14 protein-coding genes and 1 pseudogene are annotated in these 18,648 nt (G+C 72.5%); 7 read left to right on the top strand and 8 right to left on the bottom strand.

All coding sequences use genetic code 11. From position 1 onward, the window contains the following. Positions 1 to 144: 144 nt before the first annotated feature. Together IE278_RS31070 and IE278_RS31065 are read right to left on the bottom strand one after the other, a co-directional pair. On the bottom strand, positions 145 to 720 hold the full coding sequence (locus IE278_RS31070) for a helix-turn-helix domain-containing protein (protein ID WP_246570893.1): 576 nt from the start codon (positions 718 to 720) through the stop codon (positions 145 to 147). Continuing rightward, on the bottom strand, positions 717 to 1,823 hold the full coding sequence (locus tag IE278_RS31065; protein ID WP_246570891.1) for a helix-turn-helix domain-containing protein: 1,107 nt from the start codon (positions 1,821 to 1,823) through the stop codon (positions 717 to 719). Before IE278_RS31065 ends, IE278_RS31070 begins: the two co-directional genes overlap by 4 nt. A gap of 48 nt (positions 1,824 to 1,871) precedes the next feature. Between IE278_RS31065 and IE278_RS31060 the strand changes: the two genes are divergently transcribed. Together IE278_RS31060 and IE278_RS31055 are read left to right on the top strand one after the other, a co-directional pair. Beyond that, positions 1,872 to 2,222 (top strand): hypothetical protein, encoded by a 351-nt coding sequence (locus IE278_RS31060; protein WP_189776887.1) that lies wholly within the window; start codon positions 1,872 to 1,874, stop codon positions 2,220 to 2,222. 435 nt (positions 2,223 to 2,657) lie between these two features. Then, positions 2,658 to 2,867: pseudogene (locus tag IE278_RS31055) on the top strand (EF-Tu C-terminal domain-related protein); the annotation flags it as partial. 98 nt (positions 2,868 to 2,965) lie between these two features. Here IE278_RS31055 and IE278_RS31050 read toward each other — a convergent pair. Both IE278_RS31050 and IE278_RS31045 read right to left on the bottom strand, forming a co-directional pair. Next, the gene (locus IE278_RS31050; protein ID WP_246570888.1) at positions 2,966 to 3,346 is read right to left on the bottom strand and encodes an anti-sigma factor antagonist; all 381 of its coding nucleotides are present in this window, start codon (positions 3,344 to 3,346) and stop codon (positions 2,966 to 2,968) included. 298 nt (positions 3,347 to 3,644) lie between these two features. After that, on the bottom strand, positions 3,645 to 4,595 hold the full coding sequence (locus tag IE278_RS31045) for an NADP-dependent oxidoreductase (protein WP_189776829.1): 951 nt from the start codon (positions 4,593 to 4,595) through the stop codon (positions 3,645 to 3,647). A 70-nt stretch (positions 4,596 to 4,665) separates the two neighbouring features. On the opposite strand from IE278_RS31045, the gene IE278_RS31040 reads away from it, so the two are divergent. Then, positions 4,666 to 5,736 (top strand): GlxA family transcriptional regulator, encoded by a 1,071-nt coding sequence (locus IE278_RS31040; protein ID WP_246570885.1) that lies wholly within the window; start codon positions 4,666 to 4,668, stop codon positions 5,734 to 5,736. A 244-nt stretch (positions 5,737 to 5,980) separates the two neighbouring features. On the opposite strand, the gene IE278_RS31035 is transcribed toward IE278_RS31040, so the two are convergent. The 4 genes from IE278_RS31035 to IE278_RS31020 form a co-directional block, all read right to left on the bottom strand. Continuing rightward, a complete protein-coding gene (locus tag IE278_RS31035) occupies positions 5,981 to 6,553 on the bottom strand; it encodes a TetR/AcrR family transcriptional regulator (protein ID WP_189776827.1) in 573 nt (190 codons plus the stop codon). Beyond that, positions 6,550 to 6,912 carry a DUF1304 domain-containing protein gene (locus tag IE278_RS31030; protein WP_189776824.1) on the bottom strand — a complete coding sequence of 121 codons (363 nt, stop codon included), beginning with the start codon at positions 6,910 to 6,912 and terminating at the stop codon, positions 6,550 to 6,552. Before IE278_RS31030 ends, IE278_RS31035 begins: the two co-directional genes overlap by 4 nt. Positions 6,913 to 7,024: 112 nt before the next feature. Continuing rightward, the gene (locus IE278_RS31025; RefSeq protein WP_246570882.1) at positions 7,025 to 8,311 is read right to left on the bottom strand and encodes a PucR family transcriptional regulator; all 1,287 of its coding nucleotides are present in this window, start codon (positions 8,309 to 8,311) and stop codon (positions 7,025 to 7,027) included. A gap of 177 nt (positions 8,312 to 8,488) precedes the next feature. Next, positions 8,489 to 9,913, bottom strand: coding sequence for an MFS transporter (locus IE278_RS31020; protein ID WP_189776822.1), 1,425 nt, complete (start codon positions 9,911 to 9,913; stop codon positions 8,489 to 8,491). Positions 9,914 to 10,248: 335 nt separating this feature from the next. On the opposite strand from IE278_RS31020, the gene IE278_RS31015 reads away from it, so the two are divergent. The 4 genes from IE278_RS31015 to ccrA are packed head-to-tail and all read left to right on the top strand — an operon-like array spanning position 10,249 to position 18,620. After that, entirely contained in the window at positions 10,249 to 12,105 is a 1,857-nt protein-coding gene (locus IE278_RS31015; RefSeq protein WP_246570879.1) for a fatty acyl-AMP ligase, read from the top strand. Next, positions 12,102 to 16,250: a type I polyketide synthase gene (locus tag IE278_RS31010; protein WP_189776820.1), complete on the top strand. Its 4,149-nt coding sequence runs from the start codon at positions 12,102 to 12,104 to the stop codon at positions 16,248 to 16,250. Before IE278_RS31015 ends, IE278_RS31010 begins: the two co-directional genes overlap by 4 nt. Before the next feature lie 13 nt (positions 16,251 to 16,263). Beyond that, positions 16,264 to 17,265 carry an alpha/beta hydrolase gene (locus tag IE278_RS31005; RefSeq protein ID WP_189776818.1) on the top strand — a complete coding sequence of 334 codons (1,002 nt, stop codon included), beginning with the start codon at positions 16,264 to 16,266 and terminating at the stop codon, positions 17,263 to 17,265. Positions 17,266 to 17,315: 50 nt separating this feature from the next. Then, complete coding sequence (gene ccrA / locus IE278_RS31000; protein WP_189776816.1) at positions 17,316 to 18,620, top strand: crotonyl-CoA carboxylase/reductase; 1,305 nt, start codon at positions 17,316 to 17,318, stop codon at positions 18,618 to 18,620. Positions 18,621 to 18,648 lie beyond the last annotated feature (28 nt).

Here is an 18,648-nt window from a genome sequence, read left to right as displayed (position 1 = left end):
TTGCGGTGGGGTTGACGACGTCGCCCCATGACGGCTTGCGTGGCACCGGGGGTGCTCGTGCCGTACGCCCGTAGCCGGGTTGGTGCGCGTGCGTGCCGGTGCCCTGACCGGCGCGGGCGGCGACAGCGGCGAGCCCTGTACTACTCATGAGCGCCGCCTGCGGCGGGGAGCGGGTCCGTGTCGGTGTGGAGGCCGCATCCGGGTATTGGCGAGGTGCAGAAGCCGGTAGACGGTGGCGACGGAGTAATGGCACGCCTCGGCCAGTTCCGGCACCGAGGCTCCGACCTCGTACCTCGCCCGCAAAGACATGGCGAGTTTCTTGCGCGCTGGAGCATCCGCGGCCGTGCGCATCCGCAGCGTCTGCCGTGTGGTGCGCGGGGTGCCGCCGGCTTCGATGAGTAGGCGGCGTGCGGCTCGCCGTGTTCCGGCTCCGGCTGCGGCCAGGTCGGTGAGGGTGGCGCCGTGCTTGTCGTAGAGGGTGCGCAGCCGGGCCGCCAGGCGTTGGCGGGCCTGTCCGTTTTCACGCAGTCGGCGGGTCTGCCAGGAGGTACGCATCACCGTCCCGGCCTCCCGCAGCCGGTTGAGGACCGTGCCGTAGGACATTCCGCTTGTGGCGACGAGGTCGGCGACCGTGGCCCCGGCCTCGTACTGCTTCCGCAGAGCTTGAGGGGTGATCTCGTCTTCCTGGCCAGCGCCAGGTGGTTGGGGTTGTGGGTTCATGCGGCGGACTCCCATTCGCTGAGGGCTTGGGCATGGGCTGCTGCCAGCTCGTCGTAACTGCGCTGGTCGGCGGAGGTGATGAGGATGAGGCGCCCGTCGGTGGCCACCCGCCAGTCCGCGGCGCGACGTCCGGTCGCCGGGTCGAGGACGGACCCGTCCGGGGCGCACCAAGGGGCCGGGATCTCGTCGGCGCGCGGTGCCGGGACCAGGACCTTGCGGCCGTCGCGCACGATCACCACTGCCTTGCCGCGGTGATCCGCGAGCCGTTCCAGCGCCCGGCGATAGACCGCCCGTTCAGCTGAGTGAAGGGCTTTGCGCCGCGCAGCAACGCCCGCGGTGCCGTACGCATGGGCGAGAGCGTCCCAGCCGAGCGCGGGCACCCCACCTGGCGTTGACCGCGAAGCGCGGGTGGGTACCCCGATGCCTTCTAGCGTGCGCGGTGTCAGAGCCCACGTCTGACCGTCCTGTCGGACCAGGCCGTGTACGGCGATGCGTCGCAGAGTGCGATAGGCAGTGGCACGGGAAACTGAGGATGAGCCGACCAACTCTTCGACAGTCTGTCCGGAACGCAGGTGCAGGGCGCTGATGATCATCAGTGCGGAGCTGCCGAGTCCGTGGTGGGTGAAGGCGTCGTGGCCCATCAACCGCCCGATGACGGTGGAGTCGATGTCTGCTGCGGTGGCTGTCTCAGGGGTGGGCCACTCCTCAAGTGCCGGGTCGGGGGGGAACTGAGTGGTCCGGACATGAGACGGCGAAGAGGCGCGGCTGCAGCGGTTGTTGCCGTCGTTGAGGTACCAGGTCGAGCCTTCCCGGCCGTGTCCGGCCCGCAGGCGGCGCAGCCAGCCGCGCGGTTTGAGGATCAGTTCGTAGACGGCCCGCAGGGTGGTGCGGGAGATACCGGCCTCCTCGGCCGTCTGCCGTTCGCTGGCGTGGTGCAGGGGACCGCCCGCGATCTCGGCGAAGTTCAGATGCGCCCGCAAGACCCGCAGCGCGGTCCGTCCCCGCTCACCGCGCCAGGGCGTGGTCTCGATGCGGTCCCGCAGCGCGGCTAGGACTTCATACGCTTCGTGCCGGGAGCCCAGAGCTCTGGTGGTGCTGACCACGGTCGCAGCGTTGGCCCATACCCGGTGGATGTAGGTGAGGGCTCGTGAGTGTCCGGAGCGCAGCGCGATGTGGCGTGCGTGTCGGCCGCCTTCGTGCTCGGGGTGCAGCAGCAGTCGCGTCAGGTGGTCGGCGGTGCCGCCGGCGCGCGCGACGTGGCAGGCGATCGCTGCGGTGATCCGATGCCCGTGCTCGGAGAGACCCTGTCGATCGGCGCGGCGGGTGACGTGTCCGTCGTGGTCGAGTCTGCTGTAACTGCCCGCTGCGTAGCGTCCGGTGAGGTCTCCGAGGAGGACCAGATCGGCTGCGGTCTGGGGGAGCGCGGCGAGGCCGAGTGGTGGATTTTGGGTGTCTGTGACTGGCTCTGGTTGGGTTTTTGCTGGACGTGGAGTCTTCTGTGAGGGCTGCGGGGCCGGATGGCGGTATGGCATTCTGGAGTCGTCTCGCAAGGACGTGGACACCACGTGGGCCCGCTAAAACCACGCGTGGTGTCCGGAACCGACCTCCAATCGGTGCCGGCGAAGCCTCCAGGATTGCTGTCCTGGGGGCTTTCGTGCGTCTGGCACCGGGTGGAGGCAGGCGTCCCCATCACAACTCGGCCGGGCGAGACAGAGGGCTCGCAGAGGCTGCTGCGGCCGGGCCGGCCTGGTCAACTCGGGCCATAAAGCGGAGGCTTGGGCAGAGGGATCACCTCTGGCTGCCTCTGAACGGCCCGGGTCGAACCGGGGTCGAATCAGCGCGTTTTCCTCTGACTGGCTCTGCTTACCTCTGCAACCTGTCCTAGCAGGTCACAGCCAATTCAGTCCCCGTAAGCCCAGGTCAGAAAGGTGCGCTAGAACTACCGGCCGCAGTTCTACTTCCGGACGACGGACGTCACGGGAGTCGTGACGCTGCCCAAGGGCACCGAGATGGTCATGCCGGGCGACAACACCACCATGCACGTCCAGCTGATCCAGCCGATCGCGATGGAGGAGGGGCTGAAGTTCGCGATCCGGGAGGGCGGCCGGACGGTCGGCGCGGGCCAGGTGACCAGGATCCTGAAGTAGCCGAGGCCGTAGGAGTAGCTACCGGCCGAGGCGCTATGAGTACTCGCCGAGGCCCAATCCGGTACTGACCGAGGCCCTATCCGGTACTGGCCGGGGTCCTATGAGTACTCCGAGGCGGTTTCGGGGCGGCCCAGAGCCTCGTCCATGCTCGCCAGCGGCGGCATGACCTTCGCGAGTTCGGTCACGCGCAGGATGCGCAGCGTCAGCGGATGGGTGCAGACCAGGTGCACCTGTCCGCCCTGGGCGAGGACCCGGCGGCGGGCCCGGTACAGCAGCCGCAGGCCCGAGCAGTCGAAGAACTCGATGTGCCGCAGGTCGAGGACGACCCGGGCGCTCGGGAGTCCCGTCGCCGCGTCCAGCACCGGAATGATGTCCAGCGCGGCGAGGATGTCGATCTCGCCGTGGAATTCCAGCACGGTGTGTCCGCGCTCTTGGTGCACGCGCAGGTGCGGGGAGTGCGGCCCAGGGTTGTTGCGCACGACGACATCACCTCCAACAGGGTCACCGGGGACCAGGGTGACGTCGTTCCGTGAGCATAGAGCCGACGTGGCGCAGCTTGAGACCGCTCCACCGTCCCTCACCCTGCAAGTTACCCTCGTTAGAGGGAATTTCAGCATGTTCGATTGACATATGTCTGTCATTTAGGGAAGGCATCGCTTCTTCAGTGCGCCCTTGAGCACGCCCTGCGGTGCGCCCCCGGGTACCTGGGGAGCGCCCCGGGGCAGCACAAAGGTCCCGCGACATCACCGGTGATGTCGCGGGACCTTTCCGGAAGAACTACCGCACTTGGAGGACGAGCTTGCCCACCGTCCGCCCGGTATCGCCCAGCGCGTGCGCCTTCGCCGCCTCGGCCAACGGGAACGTCTCCGCGATCGTCGCCCGCAGACTTCCCGCGGCGACCAGCCCGGCGATCGCGCTCATCCCGGCCTGATCGGCCTCCACGAGCATCTCCACCGCCCGCACCCCGAGGCCTTCGGCCTCCTCGGCGAGCTCCGGGGACCCGGACGGCAGGATCGAGACCAGCAGCCCGCCCGGACGCAGCGTCCGCAGGGAGCGCGAGCGGTAGTCGCCCCCGATCGTGTCCAGGACGACATCGACGTCCCGGACGGCCTCGGCGAAATCGGTCTCCCGGTAGTCGACCAGTTCGTCGGCGCCCAGCCCGCGCAGGAACTCGTGCTTCCCGGCGCTGGCCGTACCGATCACATACGCTCCCCGCTCCTTGGCGATCTGGACGGCCAGGTGGCCCACCCCGCCGGCCGCGGCATGGATCAGCACCCGCTGTCCCGGCCGGACGTCCGCCGTGTCCACCAGCGCCTGCCAGGCGGTCAGCGCCGCGAGCGGCAGGGCTCCCGCCTGTGTGTGGTCGACCTCGGCCGGCTTGCGGGCGAGGGCCCGCGCGGGAGCGATGACGTATTCGGCGTGCGCCCCTACGCCGAACGGGTAGGGCAGCATGCCGAAGACCTCGTCGCCGGGCTTGTGGACGGTGACGCCGAGACCGACGGCCTCGACGACCCCGGAGACGTCCCAGCCGAGGACGAACGGCGGCTTCTTGAGGAATCCGCCGTTGGCCCGGTGCTTCCAGTCGGTCGGGTTCAGGCCCGCCGCGTGCACCCTGACCAGCACTTCGCTCGGACCCGGCTTGGGGATTTCCCGTTCCACTTCCTTGAGGACCTCGGTACCGCCGAGGACGTCCTGACTGATCGCGCGCATCGTGTTCGCAGTGCTCATGGGTCTCAGCCTGCCCGGCTCCGGAGACCCAGGAAATGGCATGATTGCCATTGTTCGATAGGATCGTGCCATGCAGCAGACGCAGACGCAGGGACAGGTGCAAAGGCGGTCCCAGATGCGGACGGAAGCGCGTACGCAGACGGAAACGCAGACGTACTGCGGGGCGCGCCCCGGCCGCGAGGGATACGAGGGACATGTCGAGCGGGTCGTCGTACTCGCCCTCGACGGGGTCTACCCCTTCGAACTCGGCATCCCGAACCGGGTGTTCGGCTCCGCCGAGGGCCGGTACGAGGTGCTGACCTGCACCGTGGACGGGGGGCCGGTCCGCAGCAACTCGGACTTCTCGATCACTGTCGAGCACGGGCCCGAGGTGCTGCGTACGGCCGACACCGTGGTGATCCCGCCCTTCGCGCTGCCGGACCTCCGCGCCGACCTTCCCGACGCGGTGGCCGACGCGCTCGGGGCGATCCGCCCCGACGCTCGGATCGTCTCCATCTGTACGGGCGCCTTCGTACTGGCGGCGGCCGGCATGCTGGTCGGCCGGCGGGCGACCACGCACTGGCAGCTGGCCGGGCTGTTCCGGCAGATGTTCCCGGACGTGGACCTCGACGCCGATGTGCTGTTCGTCGACGAGGGCTCCCTCCTCACCTCGGCGGGGGCGGCGTCCGGTGTGGACGTCTGCCTCCACCTGGTGCGCAAGGACCACGGCAGCGAGCTGGCCAACCGGGTCGCGCGTTCCTGTGTGGTGCCGCCCTGGCGTGACGGCGGTCAGGCGCAGTACATCGAGCAGCCCGTGCCCGGGCCCACGGCGACGAGCACCGCGGCGACGCGGGACTGGGCGCTGGAACGGCTCGGCGAGCCGCTGACCCTGGCCGAGCTGGCCGACCACGCGCGGATGAGTCTGCGTACCTTCGCGCGGCGTTTCAACGACGAGGTCGGGATGAGTCCCGGTCGCTGGCTCATCCAGCAACGGGTGGGCCGGGCGCGGCAGTTGCTCGAATCCAGCGATCTGCCGGTGGACCAGGTCGCGGGGGAGGTGGGGTTCGGGACGGGGGCCTCGCTGCGGCAGCATCTGCATGCGGCGATCGGGGTGTCGCCGCAGGTGTATCGGCGCACGTTCCATGCGAGCCGCCAGCCGTGAAACTCGCGCCGACCGGCGTGGCTTCCGGTCACTGACTCGGGGGCTCCGCCCCCGGGCCCCTTTGCGCAGTTCCCCGCGCCCCTGGAGGTGTCCGTCGGCGCCGACCGGCCCGGCTTCCGGTCACCGATTCGGGGGCTGCGCCCCCGGACCCCCTTTGCGTAGTTCCCCGCGCCCCTGCAGGGGCGCGGGGAACTACGCAAAGGGGGTCCGCCGGCTCGCAGGCGCGTCCCGTCCAGCTCGGTGGTTACCGCGTGCTGTCGTTCTCCCACGGGGTCGCGTGCAACGCCACCAGTAGGCGCCATACCTTGTGGGCGATCTCCTCCGGTGTGCCGGTCACGAGTCCGTGCAGCCAGTCCGCGAGGACGCCGGCGAAGGTCGCGGCGACGGCGGAGGCGACGAGTGGGGCCTGCGGGGCACCGGCGAGTTCGCGTTCGGTGAGGCTGCGGGCGCGCAGGCCCTGGTGGAGGACGCGGCCCAGCGGACCGCCGCCGCCCGGGGTCAGCAGGGCGCGGTACAGCGGGGCGTGCGCGGGCAGGCCCGCGAAGAAGCCGAGCAGGGCGGCCGGCGCCGATCTGAGGTCGGGCCTGCCCCGCCACGCGTGCAGCGCGTCCACGGCGTCGCGTACGACATCGGCGCAGGCGTCGACCGCCAGCGCCTCCAGGTCGGCGTAGTGCAGATAGAACGTGGCCCGCCCGACCCCGGCCGCGCGCGCCAGCGAGGCGACGCTCACCTCGCTGAGTGGACGCTGGGCGCACTCGTCGAGGAGGGCCCGGCGCAGCTTGGCCCGCGTGCGTTCGGCCCGGGGGTCGGAGGTCACCGGGCGACGAGGACGGCGGCGAGGGCGAGTGCGCCGGGCAGGGCCTGCGCGAACAGGATGCGCCGGTTCGCGGTCGCCGCGCCGTACACGCCCGCGACGACCACGCACACCAGGAAGAAGACCTGGGCGCGGAACCCCGTCGGGTCGTCGGCGACCAGGCCCCAGATGAGCCCGGCCGCGAGAAACCCGTTGTAGAGCCCCTGGTTGGCGGCGAGCGGGGCGGTGGCCCGCGCCATCTCCGCGTCGAACCCGTGCAGCCCACGCCCCGGCTTCCGCTCCCACAGGAACATCTCCAGAACCAGGATGTACACGTGCAGAGCGGCGACAAGACCGACCAGCACGTTGGCGAGGGTCTGCATGGGGAGGGCTCCTTCGGGGGTTCACAACTTCCTGGACAGGTGTCCAATATACATGGACACCTGTCCAGCAGTCCGTAGAGCCCGCCCCACGGAGCGGCACCGCGCCCCCGCGTCACCGCCCCGGCGCAGTCCTGCGCAAGTTGAGTGCCCGTAGTGCCAGTTGCATTTCGAACTGGGTTGTCGGGTCGTGGAGGCGGTCGCCGAACAGTTCGTCCAGTTGGCGCATGCGGTAGCGGACCGTCTGCGGGTGGACGGCGAGCCGCGCGGCGACCTCGCTCGCGTTGTGGCCGCACTGGAGCCAGCTGAGCAGCGTCTCCGCGAGGCGCTCCCGCTGCGGCAGCCGCACGCTGTCCAGGGGACGCAGATGCCGGTCGGCCATCGCGTCCACCAGGGCATCGTCGCGGAACAGCAGCAGCGTGGCCAGGTGGTCCCGGCAGCGCACCAGCTGCGTGTCGGGCAGCACGCCCCGCCGGGCGAGATCCAGCGCCTCGGTGGCCCACCGCAGCGACCTCGCGCCTTCCTGGATCGCGACGTTGGGGCCCATGGCGGCCCGCAGCCCCTGCAGCGCCCCCGCGACGGCCCGGGCCCGCCCGGGGCCCTCCGGGTCGGGCACCACCAGCACTGCGGGCTGCACGTCGAACCGTGCCAGGAACTCCGGCGGCACGATCGGCGGCGGACCCGCGGCCCGCGAACCGCGGTCGATGACGACCACGGCCAGCGAACGGGGCACCGGCCACTGCGCGGTGTGCGCCAGCTCCGCGATGGCCGCGACCGACGCGGGCGGATCCACGATCAGCAGATCGATCAGCCGCGTACGCCGCTGCCGCAGCTCTCCGGCCGCGTGCAGCCGCGCCTCCGTGTACCCGGTCGTCGTCGCGGCCGCCATCTCGTCGAGGTGCAGGAACAGCGCCTCCCCGAACGCGGCCAGCACATGGCGCGGCAGCAGATCGGCGTCGACCAGGGCGTTGATCCGGCGCCAGGCCACCCGCGCGCCGAGGCGCAGCGCCGACTGGAACGCGTCGAGGCTGCGTCCCTCGTCCGCCTCGCCCCGGCCGATGCGCTCATAGGTCGCCCGTACCGGCCCCCCGTCGGTGTCGGGCTCGGCCATCCGCTCCAGGAACCCCTGGAGGGCCTGCTCCACGCCCTGGTGCACCACCTGCATGTACGTGTCGTCGGTCGGCCGCGCGTACTCCGGGATCTCGGTCCGGATCGCCCGTACGACCTCTTCGGTGATGTCGGCGAAGAACGGTCTGAGCTGGTCGTGCAGACCCGAGGGGAACGACTTGAACGGGCCGTCCACCGCTTCGGTGACGGTTGCGGGAGTGGCGGTGGCAGCGGTGACGGCGGTGGTCACGGCCGTCGTCCCGGCTCCGCTCGCCGGTATGCGGAATCCGTTCACGCGGCGGCTCCTTCCGCACACGGGAAGTGGGGCACAACGACGTTACCCGCGCGGATTCTGCCCAGCCTCATCGCCGGCTGACAGAGCCGCACCCGGGACTTGTCACTTCACGACAACCTCACTTCACGACAACCCCGGGTTCGGTGCTGCCCGATACCCCCACACCCCCCTCGCTCGTCACTTCATGACCAGGGGGATTCTGGAACGTGCCACGACCCGTCGGTGACGGCCACGGCGGCGCAGCGCCGGCAACGTGACCAGCGCGCCCGCCAGGACGCAGCACGCCGCGATCCGCAGCCCCAGGTCGTAGCCCTGGAGGAAGGCGTCGCGCGGGTCGGCCCCTGACCGCAGTGCGGTCCGTTCGCGCCGGGTGAGGACCACCCCCACCAGGACCACTCCGAACACCCCGGAGACCTCGCGTGCCGCGCTCACCAGGCCCGTCGTCATCCCCATCCCGTCCTCCGGGACCCGGAGCAGGGAGCGCACCGTCAGGGGAGTGGTGAGCGCGGAGCCCCAGCCGATCAGCAGCAGCCCCGGCTGCAGATCCCAGTAGCCGGCTCCCGCGCCCACGCCCGAGACGTACAGCAGCCCCACCGCCACCAGGCCGAGCCCTCCCGCGATCGAGACATGGGCGCCCAGCGCGCGGGCCGCCGGCTCGGCCACCGGCGTCCCGAGCAGCAGCGCGCCCGCCAGTGGCAGGAAGGCCAGCCCCGCCTCGGTGGGGGAGAAGCCGAGCACCCGCTGGAGGTAGAGGGCGGTGAAGAAGAACACCCCGTTGACGCCGATGCCCCACAGCACCTGCGCGAGGATCCCGCCGGTGAGGAACCGGTCGCGCAGCAGCCGCAGTTCGACGAGCGGGCGGGCGGTCCTGGCTTCCACGACGACGAACGCACAGGCGGCGACCGCCGAGACGGCCAGGCACTGCGGCACGGGCGCGGCGCCGAAGCCGTGTTCCTGGCCGCGCACGAGCCCGTACGTGAGCAGATAGAGGGCGAGTACGGACAGCAGTACGCCGGGCACGTCCAGACCGCCGCGGCGGGGCGCGGACCGGGCGGGCACGGCCGGCATCAGCAGCAGGGCGAGCAGCCCGAAGGGTACGTTCAGCGCGAACACCCAGCCCCAGCCCCACCGTTCGGTGACGAAGCCGCCCACCACGGGCCCGAGCGCCAGCGCCACGGCCAGGGCCGCAGTCCACAGGCCCACGGCCGTCGAGCGCAGCCGCGCGGGCAGGTCGACCGCGATGACGGCGAGCGAGGCCGGAATGACCAGCGCGGCCCCGACCCCCTGGACCGTACGGGCGGCTATCAGCGCGCCCCCGTTGTCCGCGAGGGCGCACGCGGCCGAGGACACGGTGAAGACGACGATCCCGGTGGCCAGCACCGGCCTGCGTCCGCACAGATCGGTCAGCCGGCCGCCGGGCAGCAGCAGTGCGCCGAAACTGAGCACATAGCCGGCGGCGACCCACTCCAGATCCGGGACCGTCAGGCCCAGTTCGCGCTGCACGGTCGGCAGGGCGACGTTGATGACCGTGTTGTCGAGCGTCGTGATGAAGCCGGTCAAGGTGAGCAGGCAGAACAGGGCGAACAGCCGTGCACGTCCCACAAGCCGCTCCTTCGTCCTCGCACGGTTGGTCCGCACGGATTGTCGGCGGGGCGGGGGCGTCCGGGCTCTGGCCCACGGCGTGGAACCGGCTCCGCGCTTTTGTCAGGGAACTGACAGAACGCGCGAGGCGAACTGTCAGCACGTCCTCTAACCCGGCGGCGGCCCACAGGCGGAACCTGGGTCACCGCTCCGAGCCGGTGCCCACCCATGCCGGCCCGGTGTGCGCTCAAGGCCGGTGCCCCTGCCGGCCCGGTGTCCGCTCAAGGCGGTGCCCGCCCCACCGGGCACCGCCCGTCCCCCCGATCAGCTCCGCCGCCGACCCAGTTGGAGCCGCCATGACCTCCGGAGCCGCCATGAACTCCGCCGGGCCCGCCGCCGACGAAGCCTCCCTCACGGACCATCTGAGGCACTGGGCCGAACACCGTCCGCAGCAACGCGCCTTCAGCCATGTCGCCTTCCCCGACGGCTCCTCCGGCGGTCTGCACCGCACCCTCGGCTGGCGGGCCGTCGACGCCCGCGCCAGAGCGGTGTCGGCCCGTCTCGGCACGGTCGCGTCCCCCGGCGAACGGGCCGCCCTCGTCCTGCCCCAGGGCCTGGACTACGTCGCCGGGTTCCTCGGCTGTCTGTACGCCGGCGTCATCGCCGTACCCCTCTTCGGGCCCGAACTCCCGGGCCACGGAGACAGATTGGCGGCCGTGCTCGCCGACTGCGAACCCGCCTGTCTGCTCGCCGACTCCGGCACCACTCCCGCGATCCGCGACTTCGTACGGGAACGCCGGCTCCCGGACGTCCCCGTGATACCCGTCGACCGACTTCCCGTCCGGCGCCACGGGTTCGCCCCGGACGGCGAGGGTGGCAGCCCCGAGTCGAACCCGGAAGCGAACCCGGGATCGAGCCCGGAGGCGAACCCGGGATCGAGCCCGGAGGCGAACCCGTGGCCCGGGGCGGCGCCGGGACCCGGGCCGGACGACATCGCGTACCTCCAGTACACCTCCGGCTCCACCCGCAGCCCGGCCGGCGTGATGATCAGCCACGCCAACGTCGTCGCCAACGCCCGCCAGGCACTCGACGCGTTCGTCGACGACCCGGGAACGAGCACGACGGTCGGCTGGCTGCCGCTCTTCCACGACATGGGACTCGTCCTCAGCATCGCCGCACCCGTGGTGGGCGGCTTCCCGTCCGTCCTCATGGACCCCGGCGACTTCCTCCGCGACCCCTCCCGCTGGCTGCGTCTCCTCGGCGCGTACGAGGGCACGATCAGCGCGGCCCCGAACTTCGCGTACGACTACTGCGTGGCCCGCACCGCCCCCGAGGACATCGACGAACTCCGCCTGGAACGCGTACGGGTGCTCATCAACGGCAGCGAACCGGTCCGGGCCGGCACGGTGGAGCGCTTCCGCGAGGCCTTCGCGCCGGCGGGGCTCGACCCCACGACCCACTGCCCGGCGTACGGCCTCGCGGAGGCCACCGTCTTCGTCACCGCGAGCCCTCTGGACGAACCCCCCTCGGCCGTCGCCTGCCGGGCCGACGCGCTCGCGGCGGGCCGCATCGAGGTGACGACGGCGGACGACGGGCCCGCGGAGCCGACCGTGCTCGTCTCGTGCGGCACCCCGGTCGGGCAGGAACTGCGGATCGTCGGAGCCGACGGCGGCGTACTGCCGGCCGGGCACGTCGGAGAGATCCAGCTGCGCGGACCCAACATCGGCCTCGGCTACTGGAAGCACGCCGGACTCACGGCCGAGACCTTCGGCTTCGGCGCGGGCGAGGACTGGCTGCGGACGGGCGACCTCGGCGCCCTGCACGAGGGCCGGCTGCTCGTCACCGGCCGCCTCAAGGACGTACTCGTCGTGGACGGGCGCAACCACTACCCCCAGGACATCGAGGAGACCGTGCAGTCGGCCGTCCCGCTGGTCCGCCGGGACCATCTCGCCGCCTTCGGGGTGACCCGGCCCGACGCCGTGGGCGAGGAACTCGTCGTGGTCGCGGAGCACCGCCGGGACGCCGACCCGACGGCGGAGGACAGCCGCGTCGCCGAACGGGCCGTACGCGCCGCCGTCTCGGCCCGGCACGGGCTGCGCCTGGGCTCGCTGCTGCTCGTACCACCCGGCTCCGTCCCGCGGACGAGCAGCGGCAAGGTGTCCCGCGCGGCCACGCGGAAGCGGTTCCTCGACGCCGGGTTCGGCCCGCGATGAGCGCGTCGCGCACGGCCGTCCGCGCGCTGGTCGCCGAACGGCTGCACGGCTGGTACGGCCTGCCGCCGGGCGAGCTGACCGACGACCGTCCGCTGGCCGAGGCCGGTCTGACCTCTCGGGACGCGCTGGCCCTGACGGCCGCGCTGGGCGAACTCGTGGGACGGCGGCTGCCGGACACGCTGCTGTGGGACGCGCCGACGATCGACGCGCTCGCGGAGCGCCTGGCCGAGGACGGCCCGACGACAACCGCCGCCCCGGCCCCCGCTCCCACCTCCGTCTCCGCCCCCGGTGCCGCCGTCGCCGTCGCCGTCGTCGGCGTGGGGTGCCGGTTCCCCGGCGGTGTCACCTCCGCCGACGCGTACTGGCGGCTCCTCACCCGGGGCCGGGACGCCGTCGGCACGCTTCCGGCGGGCCGCTGGGACCCCTTCGTACGGGACCCGGCGCAGTTGCCGGACGACGTGGTCCGGCACGGCGCCTTCCTGGGCGGGCTCGACACCGTCGCCGGCTTCGACGCCGAGTTCTTCGGGATCCCGGCGCACGAGGCCACCGCCATGGACCCCCAGCACCGCATGCTCCTGGAGGTCACCCGCGAAGCACTCGACCATGCGTCCCTCTCCGCCGCCGCGCTCGCTGGCACCCGTACCGGTGTCTTCGTGGGCATCAGCGGCAACGAGTACGCGCATCTCACGACCGCCGACCCCCGGGCCGTGGACGCCTGGACGGCCACCGGCGCCGCCCTGGGCGTCGCCGCGGGCCGCCTGTCGTACGCGCTCGACCTGCGCGGCCCCAGCCTGGCCGTGGACACGGCGTGCTCGTCGTCGCTGGTCGCGGTGCACCACGCCGTACGCAGCCTGGTGTCGGGCGAGAGCGACACGGCACTGGCCGCCGGAGTGAACCTGCTCCTGACCCCCGCCGTCACACTGGGCTTCCAACGGGCCGGCGCCCTCGCCCCGGACGGCCGCTGCAAGGCCTTCGACGCCGCCGCCGACGGGATCGTGCGCGGCGAGGGCTGCGGGGTGGTCGTCCTGAAACGGCTCACGGACGCCGAGCGCGACGGCGACCGCGTGCTGGCGGTGATCCGCGCGACCGCCGTCAACTCCGACGGCCGTTCCAACGGACTCACGGCCCCCAACGCCGAGGCCCAGCGCGCCCTCCTCGCCGAGGCGCACACCGCTCCGGCGACCGTGGACTACGTGGAGGCCCACGGCACGGGCACCTCCCTCGGCGACCCGATCGAGGCGGGCGCCCTCGGCGCAGTCCTCGGCCGCGACCGCGACCCGGAACAGCCCCTCCTGATCGGCTCCGCCAAGACCAACCTCGGCCACCTGGAGGCCGCCGCCGGTATCGCGGGCCTGGTCAAGACCGTGCTCGCCCTGCACCACGGCGAGATCCCCGGCCAACTGCACTTCACCCGGCCGGGACCGCACGCCGACCTCGACGCGCTCGGTCTGCGCGTGGTCACCTCGCCCGAGCCCTGGCCCCGCTACTCGGGCACCGCCACCGCGGGCGTCTCGGCCTTCGGCTTCGGCGGCACGAACGCCCACGCCGTCCTCACCGAACACCGTCCGGTCACCCGGCCGCCCGCGACCACCACGCCCCAGCCGGCCGGGCGGCCCGCGCTGCTCCTGCTCGACGGTCCGACCACCGACCGCGTGCGCGCGTACGCGGGGGAGCTGGCCGCCTGGCTGGACACCCCCGGTGGCCGGCGTGTACGTGACGCCGACCTCGCCCGTACCCTCGCGGGCCGCATCGGCCGCGGCCGGCACCGCGCGGCCCTCGTGACGCGGGACCGCCCGGAGACCGTCACCGCGCTCAGCCGCCTCGCCGAAGGCGCTCCCTCGCCCCACCTGCTCACGGGCCACGGAGCGCCGGGCGGCCCCGGACCGGTGGCGTGGGTCTTCTCCGGCTACGGCTCCCAGTGGCCCGGCATGGGGTCCGGACTCCTCGCGACGGAACCGGTGTTCGCGGCCGCCGTGGACCGCCTCGAACCCCTCCTGCGCGAGCACGCCGGCCTCTCCCTGCGCGCCGGACTCTCCCCCGACGCCGACCTGACGACCCCCGCCACCGTCATGCCCGTCCTGTACGGCATGCAGGTCGCCCTCGCCGAACTGTGGCGGTCGTACGGTCTCGAACCCGCCGCGGTCATCGGCCACTCGCTCGGCGAGATCGCGGCGGCGGTCGTGTCCGGGGAACTGGACCCGGCGACCGGCGCCCGCATCGTCGCCGTACGCTCCCGGCTGCTGGCCCGCCTGGACGGCGGAGCCATGGCGGTCGTGGACCTTCCGGCCGACGAAATTCCCTCCGCCGCAAGGGAGTTCACGTCCCTGCGGGTCGCCGTGCACGCGTCGCCCGTCCAGAGCGTGGTCACGGGGTCCGCCGAGGACGTCGCCGCGCTGCTGGCCCGGGTGACCGAGGCAGGCGGCTTCGCCCGCTCGCTGGGCGTGTCCGCGGCCGGGCACTCACCCGAAGTCGAGCCGCTGCTGCCGGAGTTCACCTGGGAGCTGGGCGAGATCCGGCCCTCGTCGCCGCGCTGCCGCCGCTACTCCACCGCGCTCGACGACGCCCGCGCCGCCGTCCCCTGCGACACGGCGTACTGGGCGGCCAACCTGCGCAACCCCGTCCGCTTCGCCCAGGCGGTGCGGGCGGCGGCCGAGGACGGACACCGGGTCTTCGTCGAAGTAGCCCCGCACGCCACGCAGTCGCACCCGCTCACCGAGACGCTGCGCGACGCGGGGGCCGAGGACGCGCTCGTCATGTCCACGCTGCGCCGGGGCACCGACGACGCGGTGAGTTTCCGTACCTCACTGGCCGGGCTGCTGGTCCACGGCGTGCGGGTGACCCGGCCGAGGGAGGGCCTGCACCCCGGGGCCCGCATCGTCGACGTCCCCCCGCCCCGCTGGCGGCACCGCAGGTTCTGGGCGGGGGAGGAGACACCGTCCGAGGACCCGCTCCGGCCCGCGCGGGCGACCCCGGCGCCGGGCCCCGCCGCGACCCCGCTCGACCGGCTCCGGCTGTGCGTGGCAGGGGTGATGGGCTACGCGCCCGACCACCTGGACCCCGACACACCGCTGACGGACCTCGGCCTGGACTCCCTCACCGCCGTACGCATACGGGCGGCCGTCCAACAGGAACTCGACACCGACGTCGACCCGGCCACGCTCCTGCGACAAGGAACACTCAGAGCGACAGCCGCCCTGCTGACCCGGGCCGAACACCCGCAACGGCAGCAGAGCGCCCCGCCCGCGGCGCGGGAAACCGCGCACCCAGCCGCCCCCTCAGGGGCGCGGGAAACCGCGCAGCCCGCACCGATCCACCCGCACCCGCCCACATCCGCAGGCGGACCCGGCGGAACCCCCCTGCGCACCTTTCCACCCACCGGCCCCGCCACCCCCCTCTTCCTGGCCCACGCCGCAGGCGGCTCCTCCGCGGTCTACGCCCGGCTGGCACACCGACTCGACGGTGACCGCCAGGTATACGGCTACGACCGGCAGGCGGACCCCGACGACGTCCCCGGGCGCGCGGCGGAGTTCGCCCGACGGATCCGCGAGACGTGTCCCAACGGCCCTTGGGTACTGGGCGGTTGGTCCTACGGCGGCCTGGTCGCCCAGGAGGCGGCCGGCCTCCTCACCCCGCACGGCCGCGTCGCCGCCCTCGTCCTGCTCGACTCCGTGCTGCCCCTGCCCACCCGCCTCACCCCGGCCGAGCTGGCCCTGACGCACTTCCGGGACTTCGCCACGTACGTGGAACGCACCTATGGCACGGCGCTCGACCTGCCGTACGACGAACTCGCCGGGCTCGACGACACGGCGAGGATCGACCTCGTCGTCAAGGTGCTGCGGGACACCGTGGAGCTGCCGGAAGCCGTCCTCGAACACCAGCGGACCTCGTACCTGGACCTGCGCAGCGGCGAACGGCACCGACCCGGCGCGTACCCGGGCCGCACCCTCCTCTACCGCGCGAGCGAACCCGCCCCGCACACCGTCCGGGACCCCCGTTACGAGCGCGAGGACGCGACGCTCGGCTGGGACGCGCACTGCACCGACCTGACCGTCGTCCCGCTGCCGGGCCACCATCTGTCGCTGCTTGACCCACCGGTCGTCGACCATCTGGCCCGGTTGCTGACACGCGATCTGCGGGACTCCTGAAGGGACTTGCCCCATGACTCGTAAGCGCAGATGTGCCGCTCTCGCGGTGACGACGGCCCTCCTCGGCACGGGCGTCGTACTCACCGCCCCGCCGGGCGCGGCCGGAGCCGCCGCATCCGCCGCGGAGGCCGCCGCACCCGCCGCTGCGGGCGCCACCGTCGTCGGTGAGACCTGGCTCGACGCCCGGACCGTCGACCTCATGATCGCCTCCCCGGCCGTCGGTGCCTCGCTGCCCGTACGCGTCGTCCTGCCGACCGGGTACGCCGCGAACCCGGACCGGACCTGGCCCGTCCTCTATCTCCTCCAGGGCGCCCACGACGACTACACGTCCTGGACCAGGGAGACGGACGTCGTCGACTTCCTCGCCGGGCAGGACGTCCTCACCGTGATGCCCTCGTCAGGCCCCACCGGCATCCCCACCGACTGGTGGAACTACGGCAGCGCCGACGCCCCGGACTACGAGACCTTCCAGGTCGACGAGTTGATGGGGGTGCTCCAGCAGCGGTTCCGGGCGGGGACCAAGCGTGCCGTCGCCGGTGTGTCGACCGGCGGCTACGGCGCCCTCGCCTTCGCCGCACGGCACCCCGGCACCTTCGGCGCGGCGGCCTCGTACAGCGGGATCCTCGACACCACCGCCCTCGGGATGCCGACCGTGCTCGACGCCATCGTCGCCAGGGAAAGGCTGCTGCCGCTGACCCTCTGGGGCAGCCACCTGCTCAACCGGGACAACTGGAACCGGCACAACCCCTACGCGCAGGCACGCGCCCTCCAGGGCACCGGACTGTACATCTCGCAGGGCAGCGGTCTGCCGGGCGGCGACTTCGGCAACCTCGAAGGCGCCCTGCTCGAAGGCACGCTGTGGGCCCAAGCACACCGATTCACCGCGCGGTTGGACAGCTTGGGCATCGCGGCCCAGGTGCACTTGTACAGCGGGGGAGCGCACGCCTGGCCGAACTGGCGGCAGGAGTTCAAGGCGTCCTGGCCGACGCTCGCGAAAGGTCTCGGCCTGAGCTGACCCCCGGCCCGAGCGGATCCGAGCCGACCCCCACCCAAGGAGGAACCCCCATGGACGCGCTGGCGCAGGCCGTCGTCGCGGGAGCCGACCGCACGGAACTGGAACACCTCCCGACCCCCGGCCACTACACCGCGGCCCATCTGCGCGCGGAGGACGTGGGCGGTTTCGGCGGAGCCGCCGACAAGGACGTCCGCAAGTCGATCCACCTCGGTGACGTACCGATGCCCGAACTCGCCCCGAACGAGGTGCTGGTGGCGGTCATGGCGAGCGGCATCAACTACAACACCGTCTGGTCGGCGATGTTCGAGCCCATCCCGACCTTCTCCTTCCTGAAGCACTTCGGCCGCCAGGACCGGTGGGCGGCCCGGCACGACCGGCCGTTCCACGTGATCGGCTCGGACGCGTCCGGAGTCGTCGTCCGCGCCGGTTCGGGAGTCCGCCGGTGGCAGGTCGGCGACCAGGTCGTGGTGAGCCCGGTCTACGTCGACGAGGAGGACCCGGCCACCCACGCCGACGGCATGCTCGGCAACGGCATGCTGGCCTGGGGCTTCGAGACCAACTACGGCGCGCTCGCCCACTACGCCGTCGCCCGGGCCAGCCAACTCCTGCCCAAACCGGCGCACTTGACCTGGGAGGAGGCCGCCTCGAACCCCCTGTGCGCGGGCACGGCGTACCGCATGCTCGTCAGCGACCGGGGCGCCCGGATGACCCAGGGCGACGTGGTCCTGATCTGGGGCGCGGCCGGTGGCCTCGGCGCGTACGCGGTCCAACTGGTGCGCAACGGCGGCGGGATCGCCGTGGGCGTGGTCAGCAGCGAACGCAAGGCCGAGTACGCCCGCCGCCTCGGCTGCCACGTGGTCATCAACCGGGAGGAGATCGGGCTCACCGGCGGCGAGGCACCCGCGGACCCCTCCGTCGTCGGCAAACGCCTCGGCAAGCTGATCAGGGCCGCGACGGGGGAGGACCCGCACATCGTCTTCGAGCATGTGGGCCGGGCCACCTTCGGTGTCTCCGTCTTCGTCGTACGCCGGGGCGGCGCGGTGGTGACCTGCGGCTCCAGCACGGGGTACCGGCACGAGTTCGACAACCGGTATCTGTGGATGCGCCTCAAGCGGGTCATCGGCAGCCATGGCTCCAACCTCCATGAGCAGGCCGCCGTGCACCGGCTCCTCGACCTCGGCCATCTGGCCCCCGCGCTCACCGAGACCTACCCCCTCACCGACACGGCGGAGGCGGCCCGGCTGGTCCAGAGCAACACCCACCTGGGCAAGGTCGGGGTCCTCTCCCTGGCCCCGGCGCCCGGCCTCGGTGTGACCGATCCGGTGCGCAGGGAGAGAGTCGCCCGCCGCGCGTGACCGAATCGTAGTAACCCGCGGTAACAGC

It is taken from the genome of Streptomyces tauricus (assembly GCF_014650955.1).
Classification (GTDB): Bacteria; Actinomycetota; Actinomycetes; order Streptomycetales; family Streptomycetaceae; genus Streptomyces; species Streptomyces tauricus.
This window is presented reverse-complemented; position numbering and strand designations above follow the sequence as displayed.

Excerpts from the sequence above, each read along its gene's own strand:
- IE278_RS31005 (WP_189776818.1), top strand. The coding sequence starts at position 16,264 with ATGACTCGTAAGCGCAGATGTGCCGCTCTCGCGGTGACGACGGCCCTC.
- IE278_RS31045 (WP_189776829.1), bottom strand. The coding sequence starts at position 4,595 with ATGAGCACTGCGAACACGATGCGCGCGATCAGTCAGGACGTCCTCGGC.
- IE278_RS31030 (WP_189776824.1), bottom strand. The coding sequence starts at position 6,912 with ATGCAGACCCTCGCCAACGTGCTGGTCGGTCTTGTCGCCGCTCTGCAC.
- IE278_RS31040 (WP_246570885.1), top strand. The coding sequence starts at position 4,666 with ATGCAGCAGACGCAGACGCAGGGACAGGTGCAAAGGCGGTCCCAGATG.
- ccrA (WP_189776816.1), top strand. The coding sequence starts at position 17,316 with ATGGACGCGCTGGCGCAGGCCGTCGTCGCGGGAGCCGACCGCACGGAA.
- IE278_RS31070 (WP_246570893.1), bottom strand. The coding sequence starts at position 720 with ATGAACCCACAACCCCAACCACCTGGCGCTGGCCAGGAAGACGAGATC.
- IE278_RS31015 (WP_246570879.1), top strand. The coding sequence starts at position 10,249 with ATGACCTCCGGAGCCGCCATGAACTCCGCCGGGCCCGCCGCCGACGAA.
- IE278_RS31010 (WP_189776820.1), top strand. The coding sequence starts at position 12,102 with ATGAGCGCGTCGCGCACGGCCGTCCGCGCGCTGGTCGCCGAACGGCTG.